The organism is Paenibacillus canaveralius (assembly GCF_047238265.1).
GTDB lineage: Bacteria > Bacillota > Bacilli > Paenibacillales > NBRC-103111 > Paenibacillus_F.
Genome location: NZ_JBDFMM010000001.1, coordinates 2,255,451 through 2,277,845, shown reverse-complemented (window position 1 = coordinate 2,277,845; position 22,395 = coordinate 2,255,451). Strand labels below are relative to the sequence as shown.

Annotated in this window: 21 protein-coding genes; 3 read left to right on the top strand and 18 right to left on the bottom strand. The window is 57.7% G+C overall.

Annotated elements, in window-relative coordinates; all coding sequences use genetic code 11:
- Positions 1 to 94: 94 nt before the first annotated feature.
- The 3 genes from ABC395_RS10750 to ABC395_RS10740 form a co-directional block, all read right to left on the bottom strand.
- Positions 95 to 340 carry a hypothetical protein gene (locus ABC395_RS10750; protein ID WP_413002890.1) on the bottom strand — a complete coding sequence of 82 codons (246 nt, stop codon included), beginning with the start codon at positions 338 to 340 and terminating at the stop codon, positions 95 to 97.
- Between the two features lie 360 nt (positions 341 to 700).
- The gene (locus ABC395_RS10745; protein WP_413002888.1) at positions 701 to 982 is read right to left on the bottom strand and encodes a DUF1294 domain-containing protein; all 282 of its coding nucleotides are present in this window, start codon (positions 980 to 982) and stop codon (positions 701 to 703) included.
- Positions 983 to 1,071: 89 nt separating this feature from the next.
- On the bottom strand, positions 1,072 to 1,824 hold the full coding sequence (locus ABC395_RS10740; RefSeq protein WP_413002886.1) for an SDR family NAD(P)-dependent oxidoreductase: 753 nt from the start codon (positions 1,822 to 1,824) through the stop codon (positions 1,072 to 1,074).
- 108 nt (positions 1,825 to 1,932) lie between these two features.
- Between ABC395_RS10740 and ABC395_RS10735 the strand changes: the two genes are divergently transcribed.
- Positions 1,933 to 3,807 carry an ABC transporter substrate-binding protein gene (locus ABC395_RS10735; RefSeq protein ID WP_413002884.1) on the top strand — a complete coding sequence of 625 codons (1,875 nt, stop codon included), beginning with the start codon at positions 1,933 to 1,935 and terminating at the stop codon, positions 3,805 to 3,807.
- Between the two features lie 61 nt (positions 3,808 to 3,868).
- On the opposite strand, the gene ABC395_RS10730 is transcribed toward ABC395_RS10735, so the two are convergent.
- Together ABC395_RS10730 and ABC395_RS10725 are read right to left on the bottom strand one after the other, a co-directional pair.
- Positions 3,869 to 4,573, bottom strand: a complete 705-nt coding sequence (locus tag ABC395_RS10730) for a SanA/YdcF family protein (RefSeq protein ID WP_413002883.1) — start codon at positions 4,571 to 4,573, stop codon at positions 3,869 to 3,871.
- A 458-nt stretch (positions 4,574 to 5,031) separates the two neighbouring features.
- Positions 5,032 to 6,453, bottom strand: a complete 1,422-nt coding sequence (locus ABC395_RS10725; RefSeq protein ID WP_413002882.1) for a class II fumarate hydratase — start codon at positions 6,451 to 6,453, stop codon at positions 5,032 to 5,034.
- A 472-nt stretch (positions 6,454 to 6,925) separates the two neighbouring features.
- Here ABC395_RS10725 and ABC395_RS10720 point away from each other — a divergent pair, with 472 nt between their 5' ends.
- Complete coding sequence (locus ABC395_RS10720; RefSeq protein WP_413002880.1) at positions 6,926 to 8,392, top strand: NAD-dependent succinate-semialdehyde dehydrogenase; 1,467 nt, start codon at positions 6,926 to 6,928, stop codon at positions 8,390 to 8,392.
- Between the two features lie 145 nt (positions 8,393 to 8,537).
- Here the strand turns inward: ABC395_RS10720 and ABC395_RS10715 are convergent, their stop codons facing one another.
- From ABC395_RS10715 to ABC395_RS10675, 9 genes are all read right to left on the bottom strand, one after another.
- Positions 8,538 to 9,029 (bottom strand): hypothetical protein, encoded by a 492-nt coding sequence (locus ABC395_RS10715; RefSeq protein ID WP_413002878.1) that lies wholly within the window; start codon positions 9,027 to 9,029, stop codon positions 8,538 to 8,540.
- 125 nt (positions 9,030 to 9,154) lie between these two features.
- On the bottom strand, positions 9,155 to 10,108 hold the full coding sequence (locus ABC395_RS10710; RefSeq protein WP_413002877.1) for an alpha/beta fold hydrolase: 954 nt from the start codon (positions 10,106 to 10,108) through the stop codon (positions 9,155 to 9,157).
- 35 nt (positions 10,109 to 10,143) lie between these two features.
- Positions 10,144 to 11,451, bottom strand: a complete 1,308-nt coding sequence (locus ABC395_RS10705) for an NCS2 family permease (RefSeq protein WP_413002875.1) — start codon at positions 11,449 to 11,451, stop codon at positions 10,144 to 10,146.
- Between the two features lie 222 nt (positions 11,452 to 11,673).
- Positions 11,674 to 11,895: a YezD family protein gene (locus ABC395_RS10700; RefSeq protein WP_413002873.1), complete on the bottom strand. Its 222-nt coding sequence runs from the start codon at positions 11,893 to 11,895 to the stop codon at positions 11,674 to 11,676.
- Between the two features lie 25 nt (positions 11,896 to 11,920).
- Positions 11,921 to 12,754 (bottom strand): alpha/beta hydrolase family protein, encoded by an 834-nt coding sequence (locus tag ABC395_RS10695; protein WP_413002872.1) that lies wholly within the window; start codon positions 12,752 to 12,754, stop codon positions 11,921 to 11,923.
- Positions 12,755 to 12,796: 42 nt separating this feature from the next.
- Positions 12,797 to 13,852: a sulfate/molybdate ABC transporter ATP-binding protein gene (locus ABC395_RS10690; RefSeq protein WP_413002870.1), complete on the bottom strand. Its 1,056-nt coding sequence runs from the start codon at positions 13,850 to 13,852 to the stop codon at positions 12,797 to 12,799.
- Positions 13,853 to 13,855: 3 nt separating this feature from the next.
- Complete coding sequence (cysW, locus tag ABC395_RS10685; RefSeq protein ID WP_413002868.1) at positions 13,856 to 14,767, bottom strand: sulfate ABC transporter permease subunit CysW; 912 nt, start codon at positions 14,765 to 14,767, stop codon at positions 13,856 to 13,858.
- A gap of 22 nt (positions 14,768 to 14,789) precedes the next feature.
- A complete protein-coding gene (cysT, locus tag ABC395_RS10680) occupies positions 14,790 to 15,623 on the bottom strand; it encodes a sulfate ABC transporter permease subunit CysT (RefSeq protein WP_413002866.1) in 834 nt (277 codons plus the stop codon).
- Between the two features lie 69 nt (positions 15,624 to 15,692).
- The gene (locus ABC395_RS10675) at positions 15,693 to 16,787 is read right to left on the bottom strand and encodes a sulfate ABC transporter substrate-binding protein (RefSeq protein WP_413002864.1); all 1,095 of its coding nucleotides are present in this window, start codon (positions 16,785 to 16,787) and stop codon (positions 15,693 to 15,695) included.
- A 329-nt stretch (positions 16,788 to 17,116) separates the two neighbouring features.
- Here ABC395_RS10675 and ABC395_RS10670 point away from each other — a divergent pair, with 329 nt between their 5' ends.
- Complete coding sequence (locus ABC395_RS10670) at positions 17,117 to 17,314, top strand: hypothetical protein (RefSeq protein ID WP_103994856.1); 198 nt, start codon at positions 17,117 to 17,119, stop codon at positions 17,312 to 17,314.
- A 257-nt stretch (positions 17,315 to 17,571) separates the two neighbouring features.
- Here the strand turns inward: ABC395_RS10670 and ABC395_RS10665 are convergent, their stop codons facing one another.
- From ABC395_RS10665 to ABC395_RS10650, 4 genes are all read right to left on the bottom strand, one after another.
- Positions 17,572 to 18,357 carry a TIGR00266 family protein gene (locus ABC395_RS10665; RefSeq protein ID WP_413002862.1) on the bottom strand — a complete coding sequence of 262 codons (786 nt, stop codon included), beginning with the start codon at positions 18,355 to 18,357 and terminating at the stop codon, positions 17,572 to 17,574.
- A gap of 126 nt (positions 18,358 to 18,483) precedes the next feature.
- On the bottom strand, positions 18,484 to 18,963 hold the full coding sequence (locus ABC395_RS10660; RefSeq protein WP_413002860.1) for an acyl-CoA thioesterase: 480 nt from the start codon (positions 18,961 to 18,963) through the stop codon (positions 18,484 to 18,486).
- A gap of 110 nt (positions 18,964 to 19,073) precedes the next feature.
- A complete protein-coding gene (gene purT / locus ABC395_RS10655) occupies positions 19,074 to 20,255 on the bottom strand; it encodes a formate-dependent phosphoribosylglycinamide formyltransferase (protein ID WP_413002859.1) in 1,182 nt (393 codons plus the stop codon).
- A gap of 160 nt (positions 20,256 to 20,415) precedes the next feature.
- The gene (locus ABC395_RS10650) at positions 20,416 to 22,395 is read right to left on the bottom strand and encodes a vWA domain-containing protein (protein WP_413002857.1); all 1,980 of its coding nucleotides are present in this window, start codon (positions 22,393 to 22,395) and stop codon (positions 20,416 to 20,418) included.

Sequence of the window (22,395 nt, the reverse complement as noted above, 5' to 3'; positions counted from 1 at the left end):
TTCAAAAAGGATGTACGTCCACCTTAGCATACCGGTTATGGACTGACAACCTTAAGGGACTGTGATCCCGGAACGGAGAAGCGCGGAAAATGCGCTACGACGCCAGCATCAGCACCTGGAAATCCATCTCGATGCTTTGAGCCGACATCAGCCCGCCCAGCAGTAATTTGGCTTCCGTCAAGCGGGCGAGATCCCCGCGCAGAATCAGGTGAGAGCGGTGTCTCTTCCCGGGCGTTTTCCAGGCCAGCAGAGGAGCCAGCATATGTTGTTTCAGGGTTCGGATCACCGTATGTAATTGTTCCTGTTCCGCCACTTTGACGATCAGAAATGTATGCTCCATCACGATCTCCTCCGGTCGTTAAAAAGAATGTGCGTTTCCGGCCGAAAATATGGCGCGACTGCGCCGGGAGCCGGGGGTTGAAGTCCACAGCATAAAGCCATCCGCGAGCAGCAGCGGACGGCAGCCTTTCCATCATAGGGTGTTTGGTTCAAGGAGTCAAGTCGGATGGCTTACTTCCCTGCTCTTCGGCCGGGCGGCCCTGGAGGCACCCCGGCTTAACGACTGTCGTCGTATCTTTGTAATCCCGGTTAAAATAATTTCTATGTATTTTTTTATTCTACCACATCAATTGGAGTTTTTCTTCATTAATCTTCAAGTAGTTTCCAGTTTCGTTTACCCGGCTTGCTCGGGCATGAATCTTTACTCGCCCACAAAGCGGAACAATTTCCAGAAGACGATCACATTAACGGCCAGCAGAAGCGGGATTCCGTATTTGAACGCGAAATGTCTGGTCTTGTGCTTGTAAGCGTACATGCCTGCCCAGATACCGGGAGCTCCTCCGATAAGAGCCGTCAGGAACAGCCGCTTCTCCGGTACGCGCCACTCCCCGCTGCGCGCTCTGCGTTTGTCCGCACCCATCCACACGTACGCGACAAGATTAACGATAAGAAGATATATAATAAGAATCTTGATGAAAAACACCTCTTTTTTAGTCTAAAGTCCCTTTCCTTATTAGTTTACAATTATTCGGTTAAAAAGCGAAGACCGGAGCGCATCCCGCCCCGGTCTTTCTATTCTTCATACATCATTTTGCGGGTCATTCCCCCGTCAAGTACGAGATTCTCTCCGGTAACGAAGCCGTTCTCGGGATCGGTGAAATAAAAGCAGGCCCTTGCGACATCGTCCGGCGTCCCGACCCGGCCCGCAGGGTGCTGCTTGTGGTCGGACGGCTTCAGCGCCCCGTAGTCCCCCGTCTCGATCCAGCCGGGGCTGATGCAGTTCACGCGGATGCCGTCCGGGCCCAGCGAAACCGCGAGCGCATGCGTCAGCGCCGCGATTGCTCCCTTCGAAGCGGCGTACGCTTCCGAGGAGGGCTCCGACATCAGCGCCCGCGTGGACGCGATGTTGACGATGCTGCCGCCTCCGGTTTCGCGCATCCGCTTCGCCGCCTCCCGCGCGCACAGGAACGTGCCGCGCAGATTCGTGTGGAGGACGCGGTCCCACTCCTCCACCGTCAAATCGTACGGCGACTTCCATTCGGAGACGCCGGCGTTGTTGATCAGGCTGCCGATCGCGCCGTATGCCGCGGCCGCCCGTTCGATAAGGCGGACGATGTCGCCGGGCCGGCTCATATCCGCCGGAACGAACAGCGCTTCCCCGCCTTCTTCGCGGATTCTCCGCGCGTTGTCTTCCCCGGCAGCCTCGTCATAATCTGCCAGGACGACGGCGTCCCCCCGCTCGGCATAGCGGCGCGCGAGCACACGGCCGATGCCGGAGGCCGCTCCCGTCACGATGACGGCTTTGCCGGCCGGTTCTGTTTTCACAAACGGACCCTCCTTTGTATTCCTTTATTTTTTGAGCTTGTTCGCTTTCGCTCCTTACCCGCTTCTTGTATAATCAGGAGAAAATTCTCAAGGAAAGGCGGGATCGGGATGCAGGTCACCCATCATTATCTCGAACTGTGCCGGGCGTACAGCGCCGTACCCCAAGGGCTTCCCGTCTCCCTCACCCTGGAGGAACTCGCCGAACGCCTGCACTGCACCGTGCGCAACGTCAAAATCGTGATCCGCAAGATGTCCGAATCCGGCTGGATCACCTGGGTTCCCGGCCGCGGCCGCGGAAACAAATCCGAGCTCCACTTCCATTATACCCTGGAAGAAATGCTCCTGAAGCAAACGGCCGAATTTGCGGAGAAGGAACAGTTTCAGCAGGCTTTCGAATGGATACACCAGTATGCGGATACGCTCCTGATGAAAGAACAGCTGCTCCAGCATGTGTCCCGCTATTTCGGATACAAGGCGAAGGAAACGGAACAGGACGCCGACGTGCTGCGGCTGCCCATCAACAAAACTTACCGGACGTTCGATCCGGCCGCCCTGCTCTTTGCCAATGATGTGCATCTGAGCCGCCAGCTGTTCGACACTATCGTGCGGTATGACAGAGCCGCAGACGACTTCGTCCCGAGTCTCGCCCATCACTGGGAGTCGGATGAAACCTGCACGGTCTGGACGTTCTACCTGCGCAAAGGCGTGCTCTTCCACCACGGCCGAGAGCTGGAGGCGGCCGATGCCGAATATTCCTTACGGAGGCTGCTCGATCCCGGGGTGTTCTCGCCCCAGCGCTGGATGCTGGAAGATGTCCGGCAGATTCGCGTTCCGAGCCGGATGACCATCCAGTTCGTGCTGAGTAAGCCGCATGTGCTGTTCCCGCACTGTCTGACCTCCCCGTCCGCGGCGGTCCTGCCCCGGGAGCTTTGCGAGTCGGATCCCGCGGCTTACTTCGCCTGTCCGGTCGGCACGGGGCCTTTCCGGCTGGAGATCCGTCCCGGCTACGGGTACCTCCTGCACGCCAATGAACGCTACTATCTGGGGCGTCCTTTCCTTGATGTCGTCGAGCATATTCTGCTCCGGGATTATCCGGAACTGGTGGTGATGACGGACGCCTGCAATATGGTTCAGCGTTCTCCTTACGCTCCGGGTTCCAAGCCTCAGCAGGACTGGCAGGCGGTGGAATGCATCTCGTCGGGATGCGCGCTGCTCTCGTTTAACCGGCGCAAGGAGGGTCCCTTGCAGGACGCCGGCCTACGCCGGTTTGTGCGGTCCGTAATCCGGGCATGCGCGATGGTCGAAGAGCTTGGCGAGAGCCGCGCCCTGGCGGCCGCCAGTTTTTTGCCCGATAAAAGTTTGAAGATGGGCCGCGATCCTTACCGGGACACGCAGGAAGGAGACACGGCCGGTATCCCGTATTCCCCTGACTATGCCGGAACGGAGCTGACGCTCCACTGCAAGGATTCGTGCAAAACGGTCGAAGACTTCGATTGGATTGTAAAACGCTGTCTCAAAGCGGGACTTCATATCAAGGTCGTGCTGCATGAGCACAATGAGCTCCTAACACCCGATGTGATGTGTGAAGCCGATCTTGTTCTGTATGAAGTCGTCCTGGACGAAAGCGAGACGCTTTCTTTGCTGGAGCTGTTTATGCAGGAGGAAGGATCTATCCGGCGCATGTTTGACGACCCGCTGCGCGCGGAGCTGAACCGGAGAGTCGCCGGACTGCTTGCCGAGCCCGATCCCCGCAAGCGGTTGGACCTGTTCGACAAGCTTGAATCCCTTCTTACGGAAGACGCCGCGGTCCATTTTCTTTATCACCGGAAAATGCAGACCACCTATCACAAAAGCGTACGGGGGCTGCGGCTGAACGCCTTCGGTCATATCGACTACCGCCATATCTGGTTCGAGCCGGAAGACCCGCTTAACGGCTGCACGGCCTCGGCGGACGCGGCTTCCCCGGTCAGCGGTATTCGCTGAAAAAAAGCGCCCTCAAGAGGCGCTTTTCATGTTCATGCGGTATGTCCGTTTCACCGTTCACTTAGGCATTGGGGCGCCACACGGTTTCCTCGGTCAGCCAGGAATCTTTGGTCGCCCGGCCGTCCCCGGTAATGGGAATCACATCCCCCAGGTATGTAGGCTGCGGTTTGAAAAACCGGATCAGAGCGAAATCTTTGCTTCTGGCGGCCATTTCCCGGGCCCTGAACTTCGTCATGCCCCGGTATTCTTGACGATCCGCCGCTACGCCGTACGCTTCAATGCCAAGTCCCTCCGCATCATACAGCGCGCGTGCCAAGTGATAGTCCTGGCTTACGACGACGGCTCTTCGGATCTGAAAAATAGCCTTGGCCCGGTACATGGATTCATACGTGTTAAAGCCGGCATGATCCATAAAAATATGCTCTTCCGCGATTCCCCGCTCCAGCAGGAAGTCTTTCATCGCGCCTACTTCGTTGTAGCCGAGTGTCCCATGATCGCCGGATACGAGGATTTTATCCGCCTTCCCGCTCTCATACAGCTCCGCTGCCGTGATCATCCGGTCTTTCAGCATATCCGAAAGCCGGCCGTCCGGGTGTACCTTCGCTCCGAGCACGATAATCGCGTCGGCACCGGGCGCATTCTCCGCGCTGACTTTACGGGCCGCTCCTTCTCTTCTCACTTCGTAATCCGAAGCGGCCAGCCAGATTCCCCCTGCGGCAGCCGCGGCTCCAAAGCCGGCTGCCCACCTTTTCCAACGCAGCTTCATTCCAGCTCTCCCCCGTACCTTTAATCGTGCTTTTATTCCCGATCCGGCTCCAAAAGAGTGAACAAGGAGATCGAGGATATTATACCTTAATTTTCCTTTTCTTCGCTATATAAAAAGAGACGGTCCGTATTCCCTCGCGCCGCTTCCTGACGTGCCTTATTAAAGCACGCCTTTCCGCACCGCGCGAAGCTTGCGGCTTCCGGCGTGCGGTGTCAAGCGTCACATAACCGTGGTCAGCCAATCACGCTACAGCACAACCGCCTTTTCACCTTCACACATACAGAAGAAGAGGGGGAATGCGCGGCCCGGACAAGATGGTGATTCTCCTCCGTCTGTTTCCGCTTGTTCCTCAACCGGAAAAATCCCGGCTCGTGCACGCAGGATGCGGCACAAACCGGGATTTTTTTGCCTTGGATCTACGGCCGCCGGAACATCTGATCGGGCATCGTCCTTGGCGATCAGTCGGACAGACTATCCCGCACAATCTCCTCCCACTCGTCCTCGGTTAAAATTCCCTTCTCGACGACGAGCTGACGGAGCGGCTTTTGCGTTTTGAGCGATTCCTTCGCAATGTCGGCCGCCTTATCGTAACCGATAACCGGATTCAGCATCGTGACCAGGGACAGGCTGCGATCCATCCAGTAGCGGCACTGCTCCTCGTCGGCTTCGATCCCTTTCACGCACCGATCGCAGAACGCTTCCGTCGCGGTGCTCAAAATATGCGCCGACTGCAACACATTATGGGCGATAACCGGCATCATCACGTTGATTTCAAGCTGGCTGCCTATCATCGCCGTCTGCACGGCCGTGTCGTTGCCGATTACCTGGCAGCAGACCATGTACAGCATCTCCGGCAGCACCGGGTTCACCTTGCCCGGCATAATGGAAGAGCCGGGCTGCACGGCAGGCAGCCGGATTTCGGCAAGCCCCGTCTGCGGGCCGGAATTAAGCAGCCGGATATCGCTGGACAGCTTAATGAGATGCACAGCCGCATCCCGCAGCAGTCCGCTTACACGGAGAGCCGCCGACGGGTTTTGCATAAAGGCGAACCGGCTTGGAGCCTGCCGGTAAGGCGTGCCGGTGCGGCGTCCGATCTCGGCCACCATCCGGGCCGCATATTCGGGGTGGGTGTTCACGCCCGTGCCGACGGCATTCCCGCCGATGCCCAGCTCCAGAAGACCGTCCGCGGCCCCTTCAAGCTGTTTCCGCATCCCGCCGATCGTGGCGGCGTAACCCTCGAACTCCTGCCCCAGGCGAAGCGGAACCGCATCCTGCAAATGGGTGCGGCCCGATTTTACGACCGAATGGAATTCCCGCGATTTGTTCGCGAGCTCGTTCGTCAGCTTTTCCAGCGCAGGCAGAACCTTCCGCTCCAGAGATTCGTGCAGGGAAATGCAGATCGCCGTCGGGATCGTGTCGTTCGTCGACTGCCCTTTGTTCACATGATCGTTGGGATGGATCTTGTCCTTGCGGTCGCGTTCCAGCCCCAGCTTCTCCAGCGCAACGTTCGCGATCACTTCGTTGGCGTTCATGTTCTGCGACGTCCCCGCCCCGGCTTGAAAAGCGTCGACGACAAACTGGCTGTCCCAGCGCCCTTCGATTACCTCGTCCGCCGCTGCCAGAATGGCATCCGCGATGCCGGCGTCCAGTTCGCCCAGATCTTTATGTACGGCCGCGGCCGATGCTTTAATAATGCCCTGGGCTTTAATAAACTCCCTCGGCAACCGGTAGCCGCTGATCGGAAAATTCATCACCGCACGCTGAGTCTGGGCTCCGTAATAGGCATCAGCCGGGACCTGAACCTGTCCCAGGGAATCGCCGGCAGTGCGGTGCTGCTTCGTATTTTGCCCGTTTCCGTTGGATGGTTGCTGTTCTGTCATGATCTCACCCTTCCTTCCGTTCACTCTTCTTGGGCCTCCCGATAAAAGAGTGTAGACCGTTCCCGTACGGCAAACGATTATTGCTGCCTTTGCTTGCGGATGCCGCACCGGTTCCGGTAAAAGCCTCTTTTCATAGATACCCGTTTTGGCTGACGGTGATACCCCGTAAACAAAAAGAACGGAGAGCTTTCGCTCCCTATTCCGGGGCCTGATTTAAAAAGAGGCCTTTTGCGCGGGCTGTCTTTCCTTGTAAACCTGCCAAAACGATGAGACAGGGCACGGGGGATGGCCGGTGTGCGAACGGCTTCCGGAAGGAGTATAATAAATAAGGATACCGGTCCGTGAACATAGGAGCCGGCCCGTATCCGTTCATTTGCCCGGCATTTATTCCGGGTGCCGCTTTTCAGATAGGGCGTCCTGACGCCTTTTTTACTTTATAAGCTTGTTTTGTATCAAAAGGAGGAGATTCTTCATGACTACAACGACTTCCGGCACTGCTTCCGAACAATGGCTCAACTACGTGAACGGCCGATGGATTCAATCGGAAAGCGGCAGAACGATCCCCGTCGTTAACCCTTCCACTTTGCGGGAAATGGCGACCGTACCGGATTCGGGCGCTGCCGAAACGAAGGCCGCTATCGAGGCGGCCCATAACGCTTTTCAAACGTGGAGCACCTTATCCGCTTACGAGCGTTCGGATATCCTGATGCGCTGGTATCACCTGATGATGAGCCATCAGGAAGGGCTGGCGAAGACGATGACGGCGGAACAGGGCAAGCCGCTGGCCGAAGCCAAAGGCGAGATCGCCTATGCCGCCAGCTTCATCTCCTGGTATGCCGAGGAAGCGAAGCGGCTGTACGGGGATATCATCCCGGCCACCACTTCCGGCAAACGGATGTTTGTCCTGCGTCAGCCAGTCGGTGTCGTGGCGGCGATCACGCCCTGGAACTTCCCCGCCGCCATGATTACGCGCAAGGTAGGCCCGGCGCTCGCGGCAGGCTGCACCTGCATCGTCAAGCCGGCGGAGCAGACGCCGTTGACGGCGCTGTATATGGCCAAGCTGGCCGAAGAAGCGGGCATACCCGCCGGGGTACTCAACATCGTGACAGGCGAAGCCTCCGTGATCGGCGACACGCTGTTTGCGGACCCCCGGGTAGCGAAAGTGACGTTCACCGGCTCGACGGAGGTCGGCAAGCACATTATGCGCGCTTCCGCCGATACGATGAAGAAAATATCGCTGGAGCTGGGCGGCCACGCCCCCGTTATCGTGCTGGACGATGCAGACGTAGAGCTGGCCGCCGAGCAAACCCTGCTGTCGAAGTTCCGTAATGCCGGTCAAACCTGTGTCTGCGCCAACCGGATTTATGTGCAGAAAGGCATCCGTGCGGCGTTCGAGAACCTGCTGGCGGACAAAATCCGGGCCCTCAAAGTCGGTGACGGCATGGACCCGGACTCCGCCATAGGGCCCGTCATCGACGAAGACGGGCTGAACAAAATTCAAAAGCACGTGACGGACGCCGTCGAACGGGGAGCAACCGTCATTACGGGCGGCAGCCGGAAGGAAGTGCCTCGGCATGCCGGATACTTTTTCGAGCCGACGCTGCTTACGGGCGTAGACAGCTCCATGCTGATCATGAAGGAAGAGACGTTCGGGCCCGTGGCTCCGATCGTCGAATTTACCGATCCGGACGATGCCGTCCGGCAGGCGAACGATTCTCCTTACGGGCTCGCGTCCTACGTGTTCACTTCGAATATCAACCATGCCATCCGCCTTGCGGAGCGACTGCAGTACGGCATCGTCGGCGTAAACGACGGCCTGCCTTCTTCCGCCCAGGCCCCGTTCGGCGGCATGAAAGAAAGCGGCCTCGGCCGGGAAGGCGGCAAATACGGGATCGAAGAATATGTGGAGATCAAATATATCTCGCTCGGCCTTTACTGACTTAAGGCAGCAAACAACGCCCTTCCATAAAAACAAACGTCCTGCAGCGACCCCGGTTGACCGGTCAACTGCAGGACGTTTTTTTCATATCCGCTGTATCCTTACATACTTACATACTTACCCTTGCATCTACATACTTTACGTCTCACACCGCGGAAATCTTTCCATTTCCCGTGTCCGACGTCCGAGGGCCATCCGGCCTCTCTTCGAAATACCGGACGATCTGCTCCTTCAGGATGGCAAAATCCCGCTCCTTGCAGGACAGCCGGACAGGGTCCATGGAGCCCGCTACGATAATATCGATCACGGGGCCGTTTCCTTCCGCAACTTCATACGTGGTCAACCGGCTGCGCTCGTAAAATTTCGTCCCGGCCTTCAGCCCCTCCGTCCCCAAATAAAAACGTTTCAGCCAATCGAGATAAAACATAAAACCGGATAATGCGGCAAACCACAAACTCTCCTTACCGAACAGGTAAAAAAGAAGAATCATACCCGCGGCGGCAATCCAGAACTCGAGCGGATAGAACGGTCCCTTTGCCACCACAATCCCTATCTTCTTAAACGCCTGCCGCGCTTGATACGACTTCCAGGCCACGAACCCTAATATAAGCAGACCCGCTATTGTGCTTGTCACCATTATGAAAATCACACTCCCGCTCAGATGCTTCCATAATACCTTTATTTGGTATTTTTGTTAAGCCCTAATACTACGTTCACGGCAGCGCATAAAAAAAGACCGCTTTCGCGGTCCGGTCTCATCGTTCAAAAGGCGGCGGGCGCTTTGCTCACGCCGAGGGAAACATCCAGCCAGCCTATCAGGTCTTCCATCACTTCTTCACGGTTCACTTCGTTCAAAATTTCGTGACGTTTGTTTTCGTACAGCTTGCAGTCCACCTGCTCCAGCCCCAGTTTGCGGTACAAGGCGGCAAGACGTCTTACGCCTTTGCCCTGTCCCCCGACCGGATCTTTATCACCCGCCAGAAGCAGAACAGGAAGGTCCTTCGGAATGCTACGCATATGACGTTTCTGATGAATATCGGAAAGATGGATAAAAAAATCTTTAAAAAATCCGGTTGTGCAAACAAACCCGCAAAGCGGATCTTTTACGAATTTATCGACTTCCGCATCGTCGGTGCTCAGCCAGTCGAACTCCGTCCGGTTCGGGCGGAAGGGACGGTTAAAGCTGCCGAGCGCCGTATGGCTCAGAAAAGTGCTGCGGGAGCGGTCACCGCTGCGGGCGACGAGCATTTTGGCCAGCAGGATACCCGCTTTCAGAATCGCGCCTTTCGGTCCGTTCGTCCCGATCAGGGCCACACCATCATAAAGCTGCGGAGCCCGGTACATCACTTTCTGGGAAAGAAAAGAACCCATGCTGTGCCCGACCAGGTATAGAGGCAGGCCCTGTCGCTCCTCCCGGATCCGTCTTCCGAGATCGATCATATCGTCCGTCATGCCCGCAAATCCGTCCGGACCCGGGTATCCCAGGTCGTTCACATGGGCGGCCGTCCGTCCATGCCCCCTGTGGTCGTTGGCGTAGACGACATAACCGCGGGCCGTGAGCCTTTCCGCCAGCCGCTTGTAGCGAAACGCGTGTTCCGCCATACCGTGCGCAATTTGCACGACGCCCCGTAGGGAAGTGTCCCGTTCCGGCTCCCAGCGGAACACAAAGACAGGCGTATCCGTCTCTTCGTTTAAATGAAAATGAGTTTCTTTCATCCGATCACCCTTGTTATCCGGTTTGGGCGGTGGATTCAGCCGTGGAAAAATCCGATCTGCACGATAAACAGCGCAGCGAACACGTAAAGCACAGGATGGATTTCCTTGAACCTTCCCCGGGCCGCCTTCAGTATAATGTAAAAAATAAATCCGATTCCGATGCTCGTCGATACACTGTACGTCAGCGGCATCGTGACGAGAACGAGAAAAGCGGGGAAAGATTCCTCGAAATCTTTCCAGTCGATATGCAGCAGATCGGTGATCATATAATAACCGACCACTATCAATGCGGGTGCCGTGACAGACGGCAGGTTAGCCAGCGTTTCCGCTACCGGGGCCAGAAATGACGTGGCGGCCAGCAGCGCGCACGTGACGACCGCCGTCAAGCCCGTCCGGCCTCCTGCGGCTATTCCCGAGCCCGACTCGATCAGTGTCGTCACCGGGCTTGTCCCCATTACGGCGCCGGCCGTAACGCCGGCCGCATTCGCCATAAGCGCGCTTCTGGAACGGGGAAAAACGCCGTTCTTCATCAGTCCCGCCTGCTCGGCGAGGCTGACAAGCGTTCCGGTCGTATCGAACACCGAGATCAGCAGAAACGTAAACGTGACGGCGAACAATCCCTGTTCGAATACGCCTTTCACGTCCATCTGCATGAGTGTTCCCGTCATCGTGCCCGGCCAGGCGAACCAGTGATCCGGCAAAATCAGCAGTCCCATCAGCCAGCCGATCGCAGCCGTCAGCAGCATACCGATAAAAAGCGCCGCACGGACGCGGTACGACATCAGGATCAGAGTGAGCACAAGTCCGATAACGGACAATAGAGCCGCAGGCTCGTGCAGACTCCCGATGGTGACGAGCGTATCCGGTGAAGCGACGATGAGCTTGGCATTTTGCAGTCCTACAAAACAAATAAACAATCCGGTGCCCGCTGTAATCGCGTATTTTAACGAAGCCGGAATGGATACGATCAGCAGCCGGCCGTGCCGGCTGAGTGAAATCAGCATAAACAGAAGTCCGGCCAGAAATACGGAGCCAAGCGCTACCTGCCAGGAAACCCCCGCTCCCTGGACGACGCCGAAGGCGAAGAAAGCATTGATGCCCATGCCCGGAGCTATGACGATCGGGTAGTTGCCCGCCAGTGCGATAATAAGGGTCGAAAATATAGTCGTGAGGATCGTCGCGATGAAAACCGCATGAAAATCCATGCCCGATGCGCTTAAAATACCGGGATTCACGATCACGACGAACGCCATCGTCATAAACGTCGTACATCCCGCCAGCACTTCCGTCCCGATCGTCGTCTGGCGTTCTTTTAATTTAAACCAAGTTTCTGCCTTGTCCAATCAATTCCAGTCCTTTCCTTGCCGCTAATCAAGAATTGTATCATGGATTGAGACAGACTTCACGCTGAATTTATTTCGTGGCGGTAGGTCCGCTCCTTTTCCAGCTCCCTATATTTAACATTATTTCCCATGCAATTCAGTTTCAGCCCACTCGACGAAAAAGACCCGCTATCCTCATGGATAACAGGTCTTCCTTAAGTACAGGGTCCGGGAAAAAACAGGCTATCCCCGTCCGTCGCTCGCTTTACGCTCGATATGCAGCTTCGCTTCGGCGCCGGCCGTGCTCCGTTTTGTCTCATTGTCAAAACGTTTCCGTTCCGTCCGCTCGATTTGAGCGACCCGGCCGTCGTGAATAATGATTTGAACGGTTCCGTACTCCAATCCGTTAATGCTTTGAATGATCCGGTCAATCCAGACTTCATTCAGTTCAACAGGTTTGGCCATAATTCTCATCCTCTCTACCCTCGATTCAAATCATCCAATCGTACCATTCTTTTTTACGCTTCTGCAGGTCTACCAGCCAAGCGGACGTTTTGCCTATTAAAGTAAAAGTGGCGTCACGGTTCGAGAACGTATGGTCGGCCTGGAAAATGAGTTCCAGATCGCAGCGTCCGTCGGCGCGGAGCCAAAACATTTTTTGATAAAGCGGGGCGTAATCTACCGGTATATCTTCGTCCGCCGTGCCGTGTGCGATGAGAACATCTCCCCCGAATTTGCGCAGCTGCTCGAACGGTTGATGCTTGGAGAGAGAGTCGAAAAAAGCCGGGGTCAGCAGATACCCCTGATAGTCGATGCCTTTGTCGGGCTCCAGCTGGCGATAAGCATCCTTGCCTACAATTCGTACAATATCATTGTGCGGGTGGGCTACGGCCGACCACATCACGAGGGTCCGGACGCGATGGTCGGAAGCGGCGGTAAGAAGGGCGACCGCGCCGCCCAGGCTGTGGCCAAGCAGCGTCACGCTGCCGGGATCCACGCAGTCCAGGCTGAGCGCGTAATCCAGCACCCGGCGCGTCTGGGCGATCATCGGATCGAGTCCTCCCGCTCCGTAATCACCGGTGCTTTCGCCGCAGCCGCCGTAATCGAAGCGGAGCACCATATAGCCTTGGCTGCTCAAAGCCCGCGCCGTCTTGACGAACAGCCGGTCGACGCCGATCCGGTTGCCGATAAAGCCGTGGCAGATGATGACAACCGGCCATTTGCCCGCGCCTCCTCGGCAGTCGGCGCCCTCCCCGTCCGTCGGATAGTGCAGCGTAGCCGCCAGTTCCAAATCCCCGCTCGGGATTGTGATGTGATGTTCCATAACCCTAGTCCTTTCTGCAAGTGCGCTTCTGTGAGGTCCGGATCAGATATGAACCGGCATGGGATCGTTTTTTAAGGCATTTTCTACGGTTCTTGTCTGATTGCCGTCGAAGATATACAAGCGGTGGACCAGAACATGGACACGGTCCCCCGTTTCAAGCTGGGGCAGTTCCAGTGAACGGTAGCCCACCAGAAGGTTGGGTCCGCTCTCCACTTCGACCTGCCAGTTCGAACCCCGGAAATACGTGCTTCTGACGATCGCCTCCGCCGACGCCGTCTGGCGGCTGATTTCGCCGGGCAGCCCGATCTCCACGAATTCCGGCCGGACGACTGCGGACGCTTCTCCCGCCTCGGCGAACCCGATCAGGGAGCCGGCTTCTTCCAGCGGCGAAGATTCGCCGATAAAGGAAGCGACGAACGGAGTCAGCGGTTCGCGGTAAATGTCGATCGGCGAGCCTTTCTGCTCGATCCGGCCTTTGTTGACGATCATGATTTCGTCGGCCACCTCGACCGCTTCTTCCTGGTCGTGGGTGACGAAGATCGTCGTGATGCCGACCCGGGAAATCATTTCCCGCAGCCAGCTGCGCAGCTCCTTGCGGACTTTCGCGTCAATCGCCGCGAACGGTTCATCGAGCAGGAGCAGCTGCGGCTCGGGTGCGAGCGCCCGGGCGAAGGCCACGCGCTGGCGCTGGCCGCCGGACAGCTGGTGCGGCAGCCGCTTCTCCAGACCCGCCAGACCGGTCAGCTGGAGCAGCTCATGGACGCGGGTGCGGATTTCCGCCTTACCGCGCTTCTGCACCTGGAGGCCGAAAGCGATGTTGTCGTATACGGACATGTGCTTAAACAGCGCGTAGTTCTGAAAAACAAACCCGATATGGCGTTCCTGCGGCATAAGGTCATTTACCTTTTCGCCGTGGAACAGAATCTCTCCGGAATCGGGCGACTCCAATCCGGAAAGCATGCGGAGTATCGTCGTTTTGCCTCCTCCGCTCGGGCCCAGAAGGCCGATCAGTTTGCCCTGTTCAATGTCGAACGAAATATTTTTGGCGGCTTCATAGGAGCCGAACGACTTGTTGATTCCTTTTACACTGATATGCATAAGTTAACTCCCCTCCGTTGCCTGGTTTAAGCCGGAATCGGCATGCTGCCGGTTGGACTGGTGGAACTTCCATTCGGCCAGACTTTTCACGATCAGCGTGAGCACGGCCAGCATAACGAGCAGGGAAGCAACCGCAAATGCAGCCGAAAATTGATATTCGTTGTATAAAATCTCGATATGGAGCGGAACGGTATTCGTCTTGCCCCGGATATGACCGGAGACGACCGAGACGGCACCGAACTCCCCCATCGCTCTCGCGTTACATAAAATGATTCCGTACAGCAGTCCCCATTTGATGTTGGGGAGGGTCACTTTCCAGAAAATGCGCCAGCCTTTGGCGCCGAGTGTGGCCGCCGCTTCTTCCTCCTGCGTGCCCTGAGCCTGCATAAGCGGGATCAGTTCCCTCGCAACGAACGGGAAGGTGATGAACACGGTGGCGAGCACGATGCCCGGCAGAGCAAACACGATCTTGAGATCGTGATCGGCCAGCCAAGGACCGAACCAGCCTTTCGTCCCGAACAGCAGGATAAACATGAGACCGGCAATGACGGGCGAGATGGCGAACGGAAGGTCGATCAGCGTAACCATCACGTTCTTGCCGCGGAATTTGAACTTCGTGATCGCCCAGGCGGCCGCCACGCCGAACACCACGTTCAGCGGAACGGCGATCGCCGCCGTCGTCAGCGTCAGCCGGATGGCCGCCCATGCTTCTTTCTGGGTCAGGGCCGCCAGATAAACTTCGGTGCCCTTTTTGAACGCCTGGATAAAAACCGTCACAAGCGGCAGCACCAGAAGAAGGGTCAGAAACAGCAGGGCTCCCCCGATCAGAAGCCACTGGACCGCCTTGGGCTCGGTGATATGCTTCGCCGGTTCCGACGAAGGCCCGTTCAGGTTTGCAGCCACGTTGCCTGCCATTATGCTTCAGCTCCTTTCGCGGTCATCCGCTCACCCGCCGGTTGGATTTCATCTGCAGCGCGTTGGTCACGAGCAGCAGCACGAATGAGATGATCAGCATGACCAGAGCTATGGCTGTCGCCCCGGCATAGTCGTACTGCTCCAGCTTCGTCATGATGAGCAGCGGCGTAATCTCCGTCTTCATCGGCATGTTGCCGGAAATGAAGACGACGGAGCCGTACTCGCCGATCGCCCGGGCGAAGGCGAGGGTGAACCCTGTCAGCAGCGCGGGCACCAGCTGCGGGAAAATGACGCGGCGGAACGTACGCCAGTGTGAAGCGCCGAGGCTCACGGCCGCCTCTTCCGTTTCGTGCTCCAGCTCCTGCAGCACGGGCTGCACGGTGCGGACCACGAACGGAAGCCCGATAAACGTGAGCGCGATGATGATGCCAAGCGGCGAATATGCCGCCTTGATGCCGAGCGGAGCGAGCAGGCTGCCGATCCAGCCGTTGTCGGCATACAGGCTTGTCAGCGCGATGCCGGCCACGGCCGTCGGGAGCGCGAAGGGCATGTCGACCAGCGCGTCGACGAACCGTTTGCCCGGAAAGCGGTATCGCACAAGCACCCAGGCCACAAGCAGGCCGAATACGGTATTGACCAGCGCGGCGGCCAAAGAAGCGCCGAAGCTGAGCTTGTAAGAAGCGACCACCCGTTCATCGGTGACTGCCTGCCAGAACTGGGCGAAGGTCAGCCCCGTCGTTTTCCACACGACCGCGGAAAGCGGGAAAAGCACGAGCAGGCTCAAGTAAAGCACCGTAAAGCCCATCGACAAGCCGAACCCGGGTAAAATACGTTTCGTTTTGTTTCGTCTTCCCATTGCGAACACGTCCCCTTGATCGCAGACCGAGTGGTGCCGGTTTGTACCGTCGCACCCGGGCACGCAGTTTTATTTCGGTTTGTAAATCTGGTCGAATACGCCGCCGTCGGCGAAATGTGTTTTCTGGACTTTGGCCCAGCCGCCGAATTCGGGATCGTCGATTTTAAACAGGTTCACTTGCTTGAATTGATTTTCATACTGCTTCGCAACGGATTCCAGACGCGGCCGGTAATAATTTTTCGCGGCAATTTTCTGGCCTTCCTCCGTGTACAGGTAGTCCAGATAAGCCTGGGCCACTTCTTTCGTGCCTTTCTTGTCGGCGTTCTTGTCAACTACCGCTACCGGAGGTTCCGCCAGCACACTGATCGAAGGCGTCACAATCTCGAACTTATCCTTGCCCAGCTCGTTGAGCGACAGGTAGGCTTCGTTCTCCCATGCGATCAGGACGTCGCCGAGTCCTCTTTCCACGAAGGTCGTCGTTGAATCGCGTGCTCCCGTTCCGAGCACCGGCGCGTTTTTGAACAATTGGGTGACGAATTCCTTCGCTTTGGCTTCATCGTTGTTGTTCTTCTTGAGCGCGTAGCCCCAGGCCGCCACGTAGTTCCAGCGCGCTCCGCCGGAAGTTTTCGGATTGGGGGTGATGACGGACACGCCCGGCTTGATGAGATCGTCCCAGTCCTTGATTCCTTTCGGATTGCCTTTGCGTACGAGGAACACGATCGTCGATGTGTATGGAGTGCTGTTGTCCTTCAGTTCCGTTTCCCAGCCTTTATCAATAAGACCCGCCGCTTGAACCTGATCGATATCGTAAGCCAGCGCTAGCGTAACCACGTCCGCTTCCAGTCCGTCGATGACCGAGCGGGCCTGTTTGCCCGAACCGCCGTGAGACTGGCTGACCGTTACGGTCTGGCCTTTCTTTTCTTTCCAGTACTTGATGAAGGCTTCATTGTATTCCTGGTACAGTTCTCTCGTCGGGTCATAAGATACATTAAGCAGTTCGACCGATTTTGGTGCGGAGCCGCCGTTATCCGTTCCCGTTTTCGTGGATGCTGTTTCGTTTCCTCCGCCGCAAGCGGTCAAACCGGTGAGCAGCGAAGTCAGGGCAAGGACGGAAACCGTGCGTCCGAGAACCCTTTTGATAGAATGCGATTGTAAAGCAGCCATGTACATATACCCCTTTCGAATTTGGCACCTCGTTGTCTATCTGTTCACATTCCCTACTGAACTTTTTCTTCGCGTCTCCGGTGATCCGGTGGACAAAATAAACAAATCCTATAAGTTTAGTAAGAATTATTTATACATCAATATAGCATCGCCTATAAATCGTGTCAATACGTTTTTTTGTAAAAAATGTAAGTGCCCGTCCGACCCTCTCCGAGGAAAAAAATCCCCGTTTCAAACCTACCTGCAGCGTGTAAGAAAGGCGTGGGAGTTATCTTGGAAACAAACCGGCAAGCCTTGAAACCACTTGCTTTAATGGAGGTCAAAGAAAGATGAACAACAACTTAACCGCAGACGCCGAACGCGTTTTAATCGTTTATTTGAACAATGACATCGTCGTGGAAAATGTACCGGGAGAAGTCGATGTGGACTCTTATCTCGACGAACAGGATTACGACGCGCGTCAAGTCGAGCTGATTTCGATGGGCGAGTTTAACGATCGCCTGGATCAGATGCTGCTTCAATATTAGTTCGCTCGTTCCGCCAACATTCACGGTAATGAAAACAGAAGCCTCCGGGCTTTTCACATAAAAAGGCAGTACCTTTCGTTAGCGAAAGGTACTGCCTTTTTCAATGTGTGTATGCGCCGTTCGGCTTTGATGGACGCGGCACGGGGCCGGGAAACTCCGGACGGCTTCGCCGCTCCCTGCCGCGGACCCGTTCAAATGCCGGGTGACCCCCGGCCAAGCCGCCTCTAACGGGTTAAGCCGGCAGCCGTTTCAATCCTCTAGCGGCCTTCGAACAGATTGCCGAGTCCGCCGAGCACGCTGCCTTCTTCCTTGCCGCGGAAAGAACCGCTCATCACTCTTTCGGCCAGGCGGCTGAACGGCAGCGACTGCAGCCATACTTTGCCCGGACCTCTCAGCGTGACGAAGAACAGCCCCTCGCCTCCGAAGACGGCGGTTTTGATGCCTTTTACGAACTCGATGTCATACTGGACGTCCGGCGTCATCGCGACGAAGCAGCCCGTATCGACTCGCAGCACCTCGCCCGGATAAAGCTCGCGTTCCAGAATGGAACCGCAGGCATGCACGAAGCCAAGCCCGTCGCCTTCCAGCTTCTGCATGATGAAACCTTCGCCTCCGAAGAAGCCCGCGCCCAGCTTGCGCTGCAGCTCGATACCGATGGATACGCCTTTGGCCGCGCACAGGAACGAGTCCTTCTGGCAGATGAGCTTGCCGCCCAGCGCCTGCAGATCCATCGGAATGATTTTGCCCGGATACGGAGCGGCGAACGTGACGTGCTCTTTGCCCCGCCCGTTGTTGGTATAGACGGTCATAAACAAGCTCTCGCCGGTAAGCAGCCGCTTGCCCGCTCCCATCAGCTTGCCCATCAGACCGCGGCCGCCGCCGCCGCCCGATCCGTCGCCGAAGATCGTTTCCATGCCGATGCTGCCTTCCATCATCATCATGCTGCCTGCTTCCGCGATGACGCTTTCCTGCGGGTCCAGCTCGATTTCTACGAATTGCATTTCATTTCCGTGAATTTTGTAATCAATTTCATGAGCGTTCAAGCACAAGCACTCCTCTGTTCATTGTGATAAGAACCGACTTCATTCACGCCTATCTTACCCATTGGTACGATGCGGAAGACTGTCGGTTCCGCTTCCGTCCAAAAAATTATGCGTACCTAAGGTCCGTCAATCGGCTTCCCTTTCCGCTTTGCGTTTCCTGCGCGCCTCATACCGGGCCGGAGCGGATTCGTACAAGCGCATTTCCCGCTCCGTCTCCGGTATGACCGCGGGAACGGGAGTCGGCCGGCCTTCGTCGTCCAAAGCCACGAACGTGATAAACGAAGTGGCGGTTGTCCGTCTTTCGCCGGTGAACATGTTTTCGGCCACCACACGCACGTAAACTTCCATGGAACTCCGGTGCGTCCAGGAAACGAAAGCTTCCAGCTCGATGGCTTCCCCCAAATGCACGGGAGACAGGAAGTCGAGGCTGTCGCTTGAAGCCGTTACGACTCCCCGGCGGCAGTGGCGCATGCTTGCGATTGTCGCGATCTTGTCGATATATTCCATGATCTTGCCGCCGAAAACCGTCCCGTGATAGTTCGTATCCAGCGGAAAAATAACCTCGGTCATGATAGAGCGGGAGGTGCTCGTCGGTTTCGCTTCCATAGGGGTTCATGCCTCCTTCTCATCGGCGGTACGAAAGCCGGTAAATCCGGCCCCCGCTCCGTCCTTTTCCGTAAAGCTCATCTGACTGACCTCAACATGCGTGTCAGGCTCTATTCCTCGTAGCTGATAAAAAGCTTGCCCGCCGCTTCGGCGGCCATCGCTCTGGCCGTATCCGTATCGGGTGCGGCGGCAAGGGCAACCGCCATCCGGCGGCCCGGTTTCGTTTCCGGCTTGCCGAAAATCCGCACCTGGACATCCGGCACGGCGAGCGCTTCCTCCAGCCCCCCGATTTGGAAATCGGTGCTGCCGCGGTCCGCCTTCAGCGTATGGGAAGCGCCGGGCGTAAGCAGGCGGATTTGCGGAATCGGCAGTCCGAGAATGGCTCTGGCGTGGAGCGCGAATTCGGACAAGTCCTGCGTCGCCATCGTGACCATGCCAGTATCGTGCGGACGCGGCGAAACCTCGCTGAAATATACGCCTTCGCGCGTGAGGAACAGCTCGACTCCGAAGATTCCATAGCCGCCGAGGGCGTCGGTGATCGTCCGCGCCATCTGCTCGGCTTCGGCGATTTGAGCCTCGCTCATCGCATGCGGCTGCCACGATTCGATATAGTCCCCTTCCTTCTGCACATGACCGATGGGAGCGCAGAAGGAGGTGCCGCTTACCGAACGGACGGTGAGCAGCGTAATCTCGGATTCGAACGTCACGAACGCTTCGACGATGACGCGGGCTTTTTTCGCCCGTCCGCCTTCCAGAGCCGTATTCCAGCAGGCTTCGATATCCGCTTCGGACCGGCACACGCTCTGGCCCTTGCCCGACGAGCTCATGATGGGCTTGATGACGCAGGGCGTTCCGATTTCCGCAACCGCGGCATGAAGCTCGTCCAACGTATCCGCGAAAGCGTATTTCGCCGTGCGCAGACCGAGCTCCTCGGCAGCCAGCCTTCGGATGCCTTCCCGGTCCATCGTCAGGCGCGAGGCGTTGGCGGTCGGAATGACGCGGTAGCCTTCCTTCTCCAGCTCGACAAGCTCCTGAGTAGCGATCGCTTCGATTTCGGGCACGATCAGATGGGGCCGCTCCCGTTCGATAAGCTCACGAAGCGCCTGTCTGTCCAGCATGTCGATCACATAACTTCGGTGCGCCGCCTGCATGGCAGGCGCGTGTTCGTAGCGGTCGACCGCAATCGTTTCGATCCCGAGCCGCTGCGCCTCCAGAATGACTTCTTTGCCCAGCTCTCCCGAACCGAGCAGCATGATTTTCTTCGATTTCCCTGATAGCGGTGCTCCAAACATACGGTGTCCTCTCCCCTGAGTGCAGCAGTGTGCCTCTGTATTTATTAAGCTTGCGGTTAGGCAAGTATTCCTATGGGTGATAACGTTCATTGCGGCAGAACCTCTAACTCTTGAGCGGCTGAGCGCCTGATCATATGAGCGGCTATCCGGCTTGCCTCCCTTATCCGCCGCTGCGCAGAAGCAGCCTGCGCAGCAGCGGAGCGAGATGCTCCGGCAGCTCGGCGGCGTGCGGAACCACGATCCCGTGCCGGCCGTAAATGTTGCGCATCGTGGTCCGCTGCGTTTCGTGCACTTCGCCGCTGGCGAGGAAGACGCTGATCACGTCGATCCCGAGCCTGCGGCATTCCAGGACGGCCTCGTACGTGTCGAGGATGCCGTCCTCCTGGTATTCGGCGGCGGAAGGCTCGCCGTCGGAGAAGACAAGCAGCACGCGCTGCTTCTCCGGCCGCCGCAGCAGCCGCCGGGCGGCGTGACGGATCGCGAACCCGTCACGGTTGTCCTGCTGCGGCTCCAGCTGCAGCAGAGCGGCGCCGCTCCGCGGAGACGAGGACGAGCCGAAGTCGATGACCGTGTGGAACACGTTCGGCGCTTCTTCGGCCGTGACCCGCTCCGCGTCTTCCCAGAAGCCCGTCACCTCGTGCGGGATGCGCAGAGTCCGGAGCGTCTCGTGAACGAGCGAGATGCCCAGCTTCGTCTCTTCCATCTTATCGTACATGGAAGCGGAGCAGTCGACAAGAAGCGAGAATGCCGCATTCAGCTCCGGCGCGGGGTTCTCCTTCTTGGTGAAGAGGCGCGGAGCTTCTTCCGTCACGCAGCGCAGCAGCTGCCTGCGGCCGAGCCGCCCGTAGAGCAGGTCGCTCCGCGGAGCGATCCGCTTGCGCTCCAGCGTCAGCCTCACCGTGCGGGTAAGCTGCCTTGTCAGCGGCTCCACGGCACGCACCGCTTCGCGGTAAGCGTCTTCTTCGGCGGGAGCGGGCCTGCGCGGGGCTTGCAGCTCGGCGACAGCGCGCAGGACGGAAGGCCCGTCCCCGCTTCCCGCGGAGGCCGCGGAAGGCAGTAATGGCGCGCCGCTGTCCGGCGGCGGCTCCGACGACTTCCTCTCGGAAGCGGCGGAACGCCCGCGCGCGGCGGCCATGGCCTCGTCCGCCGAGCCGTCTCCGGGCCTTGCGGCGATGCCGCTGAACCGCGCGGTCCGCGTGCCCCGTTCGAGCGACTGCCTCAGTGCTTCCCCGGCGGTGCTCCGCGTCTCACGGTGCCACATGGACTGGCGCTCGCTTCTGCGGTCTTCGTCCCGCCGTGGGCTCAGGCGCTCCGCATCGTCATTCGCGAGCCGTTTCGCCTTCTTGCCGGAAGGGCGTTCGCCGCGCTTCAAGGGCGAGTCCGTGCCGCTTCCGGGCTGAACCGAGAAATAGGCTTCCGCCGCATCCCGCTCCAGCCGGTATTCCAGCAGCTCCAGCATATGAAGGCACAGCCGGGCGTTTTGTTCCGTCGTCTCCGCCGTTTCGGCCTCTTCCAGCAGCGGCTGTATGAGCCTTAACAGCTCTTCCGTACGCTTCGCCGGCGCGGAAGCTTCCTTGGAGGCGCTTCCCGGCCACCCTCCCTGTTCCCCGTACAGTGTCTGCACGTCCGTCCCTTTAAACCAGAGATAGACCGATGCGAAAAGTGCGTCCGCCAGCTCGCCGCGGGTGAGATGCGTTTGGAACTTGTGCGTAAAATAACCTTTGTACACGTCCGACCGTTCTTCGAACACGGCCGCGGTACCCGGACGGATGCGCCGGCAGATCTGTTCCAGCCGAAGGTCTTCGCAGAGGGCGAACAGCTCCGCACCGAGCCTGGAAAGCGGTGATTCCGAAACGGATTCCAGAAACGCATCGGTTTCCCGTCTCCCCGTATACCACGCGCTGCCGAGCGCGCGGAGATAGACGTCGCTTTTCATTCCCGCTTCCCGCTGGGCCGGCTTCCAGTCCCGCCAGAACTGGCTGACCGTCAGCAGCCCTTTGCTTTCTTCATAATGGGAATGAAAGGCGAGCTGAAGCTCCAGATTGCCGTTCCGGGTAAAGGTCCGGGCCAGATCCACGAGCTGCATGAGCGCAAAGGCTTCCAGCCGGTTATCGAGCAGATGCAGTTTTCCGACGAACAT